This is a genomic window from Marinimicrobium sp. C2-29 (assembly GCF_038419845.1).
In the GTDB taxonomy this organism is placed as follows: Bacteria; Pseudomonadota; Gammaproteobacteria; order Pseudomonadales; family Cellvibrionaceae; genus Marinimicrobium.
In genome coordinates, this window is the sequence record NZ_JBCAQT010000008.1 from 203,223 (window position 1) to 212,187 (window position 8,965).

Genomic DNA, 8,965 nt, shown 5'->3' on the forward strand with positions numbered 1-8,965 from the left:
CTCAGCCCTCACTCTCGGGCTCGGAGTCGGAATCGGAGGCAGGCTCAGGGTCCACCGGTGCCCCGACCCCGCCCTCCGGGGCCGACTCCTCACCGGCAATGCGCACCGCCACGCCCGGGCTGACATAGCCCTGGCGCCCGGTGATCACCGGTTCTCCATCCTGCAGATCACCCCGCACCCAGAGGCGCTCGCCCTCCACCTTGAGGACCCGGACCTGCTTTTCCTGAACTTCATTGTCCTCGTTCAGGCTGTAGAGGAGGTTGCGACGAAAAACCGCACCTCGAGGCAGTGATACCACGTTCTCCAGCCGTTTGCCCTGGATCTCCGCTTCGACAAAGGCGCCCATCAACAGCGGCGCCGGGTGGCGCTCGGCACTGAAAGGCTCGACCACTTCCGCCACGGCATAGGCCAGGCGAGACTGGCTGTCCAGACTGGCCTCGGTGCGCTTGATCTGGCCCTGCCACTGATGGCGCTCGCCCGCCACTTCGGCACTCAGGGTGACTTCGGGGCCATCGGCCGATTCGGGCCCCCCGGGACGAGGCAGATCCAGAAGCGCCGCCTGATCGCCGGTGAGCGGCAAACGCACCCGGGCGACCGAATCGTCATAGATGTCGGCTATGGCCGTACCGGGCGAAACATACTGCCCGAGATCGGCCCGGGTCTCACGGATACGGCCCCCGAAGGGCGCCCGGATCTCGGTCCGCTCCAGGTTCAGGCGGGCCTGGTCCCGTTCGGCCCGGGCCGCTTCGACGGCGGCCTCGGCCGCCGCCAGTTGCGGCTTGCGCAGGAACAGAGCGTTGGCCTCTTCGTTGCCCAGATCCCGCCACTCGCGCGCGGCCTGGCGGGCCTGACCGCGCTGCTCGGCCAACACCCGCTCGGCCTCGCGCAGATTCGATTCTGCCCGGGCCAGATCGTACTCGTAATCGCGGGTATCGATCCGCACCAGCCAGTCGCCCTTGTCGAAGCGTCCGCCGCTGACAAAGTTCTCCGCCGTCCCGGTGATCTGACCACCCACCTGACTCACCAGCTGGATCTCCCGCCGGGGCTCCACCGAGCCCTGGGTAATGACGCTCAGTGCCCGGTCCTGCACCTGAACGCGCTCCACTTCGACGACCGGTTTTGGGGGCTCCGGCTCGGGGCGCGGTTCCGGACGGGGCTTCAAATTGAGCAGAGCGACAAACCCCGCCGCACCCAGTAACAGAATAATCAATGCCAGCGGCATCCGCCGCAACCAACCTCGCCGTTCCAAACCGATCTCCTATGCTGTGTTGTTATCGCTTTTGCGGAATCTCCACTGCCGGCATCCGGCAGTGGCTCATGATAGGGGTCAGCCCCTCATGGTGTCATTCCTCAATCACGTTTTCATGATCAACCGGACGCTCGACTCAACGTGTTGTCGTCATAGCTCGTAGCGATTATTACGCAGCCAGATGGCGCCCAGGGTAATCCCCGCCGCCACCACCAGGCCGAACCAGAAGGCGGGAGTCCCCAGCGTCTGACCCCACTGGCCGGGCCACGCCTGCGGCTCGGCCAGTGCCTGCACCAGCCCTTCGAAAGAGCGGTGAGTCGGCACCCAGACCGCATTCCACAGTTGAACGCTGCGCAACAACCACAGCTCCAGCACCATGGCCGCCGCCGGTATGCCGAAGGCCACCAGAAAGGGCGATTTTTTGGCGTAGGCGGAGGCCAGCATCAGCCAGGCCCACAGCGGCAGGAACCAGAGGGAAAACTGCAGCCAGCCGGACACCAGCGCCAGGCTGTGCCCCAGAAAAGTCCCGATCAGACTGCCCATATCCGGCAGAACCACCCCCAGCTGCCAACTGATATAGCCCAAGAGCATCAGCAGATGCAGCAGGCCCACCAGCAGCGAGGCGCCGAGAAAAACCCCGGGGCCGATCAGGGCGCCAAAGGCCAGCTTGGTCAGAACCACCCGGGTTTCCGACACCGGCAGGGATTTCCAGAACAGGATGCTTTTGTCCCGTCGGTCCGAGTAGAGGCAGCCGAGCAGATAGACCTGACTGACCAGCAGTAGCGTCAGAATAAACGGGATGGCGATGGCCACCAGGGCCGCCCGGAGCACCTGGGGATGGCTGCTGAACAGATCCCCGGACATCAGGGCCCCGACCAGGTCCGCGCCGTCTTCCAGCTGCCGGAGTTTGTCCGGCGCGCCGCGCAGCTCGTTCAGGGCCATATTGAGTTCGATGTTCCCGGTGATCATGGCCATGACCAGCAGGGCCGCAATCACCGCCGCCACCCACAGGGGCGTGCGCAGAAAGGTCCCGCGGGACTCCCAGAACTCGCGCTGACACTGCATCCACACCGGACGCCATGGAGTAAGGTTCATCAGGCGGCCCTCCCCGGTTGCGCCCGCTCGAGCTTGGCGACAAACAGATCCGCCAGCCCCGGGGTTTTCAGCTCACCCAGTGGTGCCAGCCGCTCCCGGGCCACACCCTCGAAGATCAGGCATTCGCCGCCGAGCATCGAGCGCTGGTGAATCGGACCCAGCGCCTGGGCTTCCGCCAATTGATCGCCAGCGACCCGCAGCTCGACAAAGTCGCGCTCCAGCGCCTCCGTTGAACGATTAAGACGAATCTCGCCGTCACCGATAAACACCACATCGGTGAGCAGGTGCTCGATCTCCTCCACCTGGTGCGTGGTCACCAGTATGGTTTTCTGCTCGTCGAAGTAGTCGTTGAGCAGGCTGGTGTAGAACTGCTTGCGATAGAGGATATCCAGCCCGAGGGTGGGCTCGTCGAGCACCAGCAATTGGCTGTCGATGGCCATGATCAGCGCCAGATGCAGCTGGGTGACCATGCCCTTGGACAGCTCCTTGACCAGGCTGCGCCGCTCGATGCCGGTCCTACCCAGAAAACTCTCGGCCTTGGTCCGATCGAACCGGGGATGCACTCCAGCCATATAATCCAGCGCCTCGCTGACCTTGAGCCAGCCGGGCAGAATGGCGGTGTCGGCAATAAACGATACCCGCTCCATCAGCGCCGTGCGCTGGCGCTGCGGGTCCATGCCCAGCACCTGCAGGTGTCCCTCCACCCGGGCCAGCCCGAGGATGCCCTTGAGCAGCGTGGTTTTACCCGCACCGTTGGGGCCGATCAGCCCCATGATCCGGCCCGGTTCCAGGGTCAGATCGATGCCTTTCAATACCGTTTTGGGCCCATAGGCCTTGCGCACACCGCGCGCTTCGATGACGGCTGTCATGCTTTATTCTCCTTTTGATAATGGGCCAGGGCGCGCTGAAGCGCCTCGGCATCAATGCCCAGACGACGCGCACGCGCCACCACCTCGGGCAGTTCCTGTTCCAGAAATTGCTTGCGCTCACGCGCGAGTAAGTGCTCACGCGCGCCCGCCAGAACAAACATCCCCAGCCCCCGGCGCTTTTCCACCAGGCCTTCATCCACCAGGGCCTGGTAGCTTTTGGCGACGGTGAGGTGGTTGATCTGATAGTCCGCCGAGAGCTGACGCACCGAGGGCAGGGCGTCGCCCTCGGCAAACTCGCCCTGCAGTATCAACCGCACGACCCGCTCGTAGAGCTGGCGGTAGATGGGTTGGTCGTCGTTCCAGATATCGGCCACAATGGCTCCCTTGGTGAACTGGTGTTATACGTAACTATAACACTAAGTCGAAAGATGGCAAGAATAATTTTTTTGGAGTCCTTTTGTACAGCACTTCGTGGTAGAGCGCTCCGCCTGGGTATCCCCTTGTGAGACACGCCGTGAATACATCCCTGTAGGCTCGACGTCGGCATCCATGCCTTCGACGGTCTCACAAGGGGATACCCAGCCTCCGCAGTGCCAGCGTAACGTTTCGGGAACTAGCGCCTTGAGTTACGGCGGATGCGCCTTAGGCTCCGAAACGTCGGACCGATCCGCCCTACGGGCCCGTTCGGCGGGTCCTACAAGGTACAGAGGACCGATCTGGGGTAAGGTCTTCCCGGACCGTCACCAACAGGATGTTGGTGGAGAGGCCCCAGGGATGGGTTCACGCCGTGTCCGGGAAGACCTTACCCCTGAGCGGGCCGGGCGTGATGCCTTCTCGCGTCGCTCTCACAAAAATTTCGCAAAAACAAGACTGGTCTACTGGTGTCATTTGCGCATAATGAGCGCCCTTGGCATATTGTTTAACCGAACCCTTTTAGGTCAGACCCATGAACAGCATCTCCCAGCGTATTGCCGAAGAACTCAACTGCCGCGAACATCAAGTGGCGGCGGCCGTCGCCCTACTGGACGAAGGCGCCACCGTGCCCTTCATCTCCCGCTACCGCAAAGAAGTCACCGGCGGGCTCGACGACACCCAGATGCGCAACCTCGAAGAGCGGCTGCGCTACCTGCGGGAGCTGGAAGACCGGCGCGAGACCATACTGAAAAGCATCGCCGAACAGGAAAAACTCACGCCGGAGCTGGAGCGCGACATCAAACAGGCGGACACCAAAACCCGCCTGGAAGACCTGTACTTACCCTACAAACCCAAGCGTCGCACCAAGGGCCAGATTGCCCGGGAAGCCGGCCTGGAACCCCTGGCGGAGGGTCTGCTGGCCGATCCGGGCCTGGACCCGGAAACCGAGGCGGCCCAGTATCTGAACCCCGAGCACAAGATCGAGGACACCAAGGCCGCGCTGGATGGCGCCAAGTTCATCCTGATGGAAAAATTCAGCGAAGACGCCGAGCTGCTGGGCAAGCTGCGCCACTTCCTCAAGCAGGAGGCCCAGCTTAGCGCCCGGGTCGCCCCCGGCAAGGACACCGACACCTCCCAGGAAGTGCAGAAATTCCGCGACTACTTCGAACACGACGAGCCCCTCAAGAGCGTCCCCTCCCACCGGGCCCTGGCCATGTTCCGGGGTCGCAACGAGGGCGTGCTCAACCTGTCCTTCACCCTGGGCGATGAAGATGAGCGCAACGGCGGTCACCCCTGCGAGGTGATGGTGGGCGAGCACTGGCAGATCAGCGACCAGGGCCGCGCGGCCGACAAGTGGCTGTCCGAGGTGGTGCGCTGGACCTGGCGGGTGAAGCTGCTGACGCATCTGGAGACCGACCTGCTGAGCGAACTGCGGGAGCAGGCGGAAGAGGCAGCCATCAAGGTGTTTGCCGCCAACATGAAAGACCTGCTGCTGGCCGCCCCGGCCGGGCAGAAGGCCACCATCGGTCTGGACCCGGGCCTGCGCACCGGGGTGAAAGTGGCTGTGGTGGACGCCACCGGCAAGGTGGTGGACCACGGCGCCATCTTCCCCACCCCGCCCCAGAACAAAATCGCTCAGGCTGAGTCGGTCATCGTCGAGCTGTGCAAAAAACACAACGTCGGCCTGATCGCCATCGGCAACGGCACGGCCTCGCGCGAAACCGAAAAATTCGTCAAGGACGTGCTCAAAAAGCACAGCGACCTCACCGCTCAGGCGGTCATGGTCAATGAGTCCGGCGCTTCGGTCTACTCCGCCTCGGAGTTTGCCGCCAAGGAATTTCCGGATCTGGATGTGACCATTCGCGGCGCCATCTCCATCGCCCGACGTCTGCAGGATCCGCTGGCGGAACTGGTGAAAATCGACCCCAAATCCATCGGGGTGGGTCAGTACCAGCACGATGTGTCCCAGACGCAGCTGGCGCGCGAACTGAACGCGGTGGTAGAAGACTGTGTGAACGCCGTGGGTGTGGAAGTGAACACTGCTTCAGCTCCGCTGCTCGCGCGGGTATCGGGCCTGAACCAGACGCTGGCCAACAACATTGTGGAATTCCGCAACGCCAATGGCGTGTTCACCTCCCGGGCCGCGCTCAAGAAAGTGCCGCGCTTTGGCGACAAAACTTTTGAGCAGGCGGCGGGCTTTCTCCGCGTGGCCGGCGGCGACAATCCGCTGGACGCCTCGGCGGTGCACCCGGAATCCTACAGCGTGGTGAAAAAGATCGCCGAGAAGAACGGGCGGGAACTGAAGGGTCTGATTGGCGACTCGCCCTTCCTGCGCAGCCTCAAGGCCGCCGACTACATCGACGACAACGTCGGTCTGCCCACGGTCACCGACATCATCCTGGAGCTGGACAAGCCCGGGCGCGACCCGCGCCCGGAATTCAAGACCGCCCAGTTCCAGGAGGGCGTAGACACCATCAAGGACCTGGAGCCGGGCATGATTCTGGAAGGCTCGGTGACCAACGTGACCAACTTCGGAGCCTTTGTCGACCTGGGTGTTCACCAGGACGGCCTGGTTCACATCTCGGCCCTGTCCAACACCTTCGTCAAGGACCCGCGGGATGTGGTCAAGGCCGGCGACGTGGTCAAGGTGAAAGTGATGGAGGTGGACGTGCAGCGCAAGCGCATCGGTCTGTCCATGCGCCTGGACGACGAGCCGGGTGAGAAGTCCGACACCAACGCCAACCCACGCCGCGCGCCCAAATCCGGCGGTCACAACAGCCAGACCAAACGCGGCAGCAATCCCAAACCCGCCTCGATGGGGAGCATGGGCGCCCTGCTGCAGGATGCGCTGAAAAAGAAGTAGTCGTTACTGGTTTGCTGTAACACCCCAGGACGGTACCCCGGCTGACAGAGCGTTTCCGGGCTCTGTCCGGGGGCGCCGCCAATTACCGGTGAGATCACACTTCCCCAGAGCACAAACAGCGCCCGAAGAGAAATAATAAACGCTCAGGCGCCTGTCGTCGGCGAGCGCAGCCTGATCCTCCGACACGGATAGTTCAGTGAGCTACGCTAACGCCCTTGCCAACAACAGGTAAAATACCAATAGATATAGGAATAATGCGATAAGGAATAATTTTAAAACTTGTTGATGATCTTGAAAGTTATTACCGATTAAAATCATATATAAAAGCGTAGGTGCCAATAGTGAATCCAGTACTGGCACAGGAATTGTTATTTCAGAGGACAGCCCGAACACCAATGCTCCTAGAAGAACCCGCCAAACCTGTATCCGGTATCCGGTGATGTAAGAGGCTGCGATCAGGCACAACACCACAATGGCGATATTGACAAGTATAGCTAACATGGGGTTCCGTCTCTATTCTTGATCCAGGCCTATCTTTTTAAAAACCGTCGGGATTGAGTTATCAAATTCATCAAAGCCGAGGCGCATTCGTTCAGCTTCCAGAGCGTTATACAGCTCGCCAGCAATTGTTTCCGCCTCTCTATATATATCTGAATCCAGAGGCTGCCCTATTTCTTTCATATATGTCTCAAAATACTCAAAGCCTCCACCAGGATCATTCAAGTTTCCCCGAAGCTCTCCAACCCTCATCCACGCCAGAGCTTCAGCGGCAAGCGCTCTGGCGTGCTCGTCATCCCCATTATTTTTTGCTATCAAAATGTTTCGTTGCTTTATTGAGGCTATTTCGTCAATCGCATGCAGAGAACCCCGCACCGCAGATTCTATATATAGCTTTTCTGCTTCTGCCAAGTTTCTTCCCTTGCTTCGTATTGAATTGGCCAGCATATCCAGAGCTACTATGTCTCCTTGATTCGCCAAGCCTTTCAGGGTCTTCACACTATAATTATCGTAGCCATAGTCAAGCCCCAGACCCCGCTCTCGACTCCATATTTCAAATTCTTCCTCATCGGCGGGCGTAATATTGTGTTTTTCCTTGAATGCATGCGTAAACTCAAGCAAGTCGTCGAAATCATCTGCATCGAGCTTCTCCGACTTATCATTCGTAGAGGCGTCCTCGCGAGCACTCACTTGTGGCGCAGAAGCCGCCTGATAATCCGCTTGTTCAGAAGCTTTAGTCTCGACGGTAGCGACCTCAGGAGCCAGCTCAAACTGAGTGTCCGGCTCAGTCACTTTTGTATCATTCAGCCCAACCCAGCTTCGAAAGGCAACAACTGCTCCAAGGAGAAAACATAATAGGATAAAGCTTATAATCACACGACTTGACATAGAAAACACCAGGCGATAAATTCGTTTGGCTATTCTTAGCAGCAGGATGAGGACCTGATTGTATCAGAACTCACATCTCGCATCACATGGAAATTAAAGGATATCGTGATATGACACGCAAATACACTAAATATCTTTCGCTACTTGCGACGTTTACGCTTCTCATTTTCTCAACTTCTGTCAACGCCAACGACTATTGTACTAAAAGCAGCTCCGATGGCGGACTGAATCATGTTACGGTGAAGCCGGTAACGATCACATCTGGAGATATAATCGGGACGGATAATTTTTCCATCGAAGCGTGGAAAAAGGCTGCTAAGCAAGCCCAGAAACAGTTTGGTGGTGAGATTAGCCATGACATGACTGCGGGGGTTAGCATCACTTTCCATTTTAAAGTTAGTCGGCTTACCCCACCTGTCCCTAAGAGATTTCAAATACAAACCGCTCCAGACAAAAGTCTTTATAAGTCGATAATGGATCATCATGCACAGACTAGCGGAGACGTAAAAGAAGAATATCCGTGCCAAGATGTAACAGAAGCGGAAGATTTGAGCCAACAGAATTCTAGCGTCTACCCACCATATCTTATGACGTATTATGACATGCAAGCGGACCGAATAATGGACAACCTGTCGTCCACATCTGCCTTTTGCCCATACCCCTCACCATACAGTGTATGTTCTTACGGAGATGACGGAAGCAGGGGTACCGTCTATGTCGAACACATTGGTGAAAGTTAAAACTTTAACTCACGAATTTACCACAAGTGCAGACATAACGTCTGCTTTAGCATTGACTCTTAAAGTTTGATTTGGCGGATATGATTTATCTGCCAAATCAAATGACTGACCCGTAGAAGAATGCTTTCCCTCCATTTAATTCTATCTCCGTCAGAAGCGATGTATTCGATACCGCAGGATTACACTTAAATGCGCCACACTGAAGATTCCGACTCCGGGCATTCGCGCTGGGGTAATCCTCCCATAAATTAAGGGTACTCATAAGTAGAATTTTCTCGTAATCTATCCCCAGAGGAGATTCTGCATGAAGAAGTCACGTTTTACCGACAGTCAGATCCTGGCCATCCTG

Annotated in this window: 8 protein-coding genes; 2 read left to right on the forward strand and 6 right to left on the reverse strand. The window is 58.4% G+C overall.

Going from position 1 to position 8,965, the window contains the following annotated elements:
* Nucleotide 1: 1 nt before the first annotated feature.
* From AAE484_RS09960 to AAE484_RS09975, 4 genes are all read right to left on the reverse strand, one after another.
* Complete coding sequence (locus AAE484_RS09960) at nt 2–1,249, reverse strand: efflux RND transporter periplasmic adaptor subunit (protein WP_341938228.1); 1,248 nt, start codon at nt 1,247–1,249, stop codon at nt 2–4.
* Between the two features lie 150 nt (nt 1,250–1,399).
* Nucleotides 1,400–2,344 (reverse strand): hypothetical protein, encoded by a 945-nt coding sequence (locus AAE484_RS09965; RefSeq protein WP_341938229.1) that lies wholly within the window; start codon nt 2,342–2,344, stop codon nt 1,400–1,402.
* Complete coding sequence (locus tag AAE484_RS09970; protein WP_341938230.1) at nt 2,344–3,213, reverse strand: ABC transporter ATP-binding protein; 870 nt, start codon at nt 3,211–3,213, stop codon at nt 2,344–2,346. The genes AAE484_RS09965 and AAE484_RS09970 overlap by 1 nt, the downstream gene beginning before the upstream one ends.
* Entirely contained in the window at nt 3,210–3,587 is a 378-nt protein-coding gene (locus tag AAE484_RS09975; RefSeq protein ID WP_341938231.1) for a GntR family transcriptional regulator, read from the reverse strand. Before AAE484_RS09975 ends, AAE484_RS09970 begins: the two co-directional genes overlap by 4 nt.
* 572 nt (nt 3,588–4,159) lie before the next feature.
* Here AAE484_RS09975 and AAE484_RS09980 point away from each other — a divergent pair.
* Nucleotides 4,160–6,490, forward strand: a complete 2,331-nt coding sequence (locus AAE484_RS09980; protein ID WP_341938232.1) for a Tex family protein — start codon at nt 4,160–4,162, stop codon at nt 6,488–6,490.
* Between the two features lie 201 nt (nt 6,491–6,691).
* On the opposite strand, the gene AAE484_RS09985 is transcribed toward AAE484_RS09980, so the two are convergent.
* On the reverse strand, nt 6,692–6,991 hold the full coding sequence (locus AAE484_RS09985; RefSeq protein WP_341938233.1) for a hypothetical protein: 300 nt from the start codon (nt 6,989–6,991) through the stop codon (nt 6,692–6,694).
* A 12-nt stretch (nt 6,992–7,003) separates the two neighbouring features.
* The gene (locus tag AAE484_RS09990; RefSeq protein ID WP_341938234.1) at nt 7,004–7,876 is read right to left on the reverse strand and encodes a hypothetical protein; all 873 of its coding nucleotides are present in this window, start codon (nt 7,874–7,876) and stop codon (nt 7,004–7,006) included.
* A gap of 110 nt (nt 7,877–7,986) precedes the next feature.
* On the opposite strand from AAE484_RS09990, the gene AAE484_RS09995 reads away from it, so the two are divergent.
* Entirely contained in the window at nt 7,987–8,616 is a 630-nt protein-coding gene (locus tag AAE484_RS09995) for a hypothetical protein (RefSeq protein ID WP_341938235.1), read from the forward strand.
* Nucleotides 8,617–8,965: the final 349 nt, after the last annotated feature.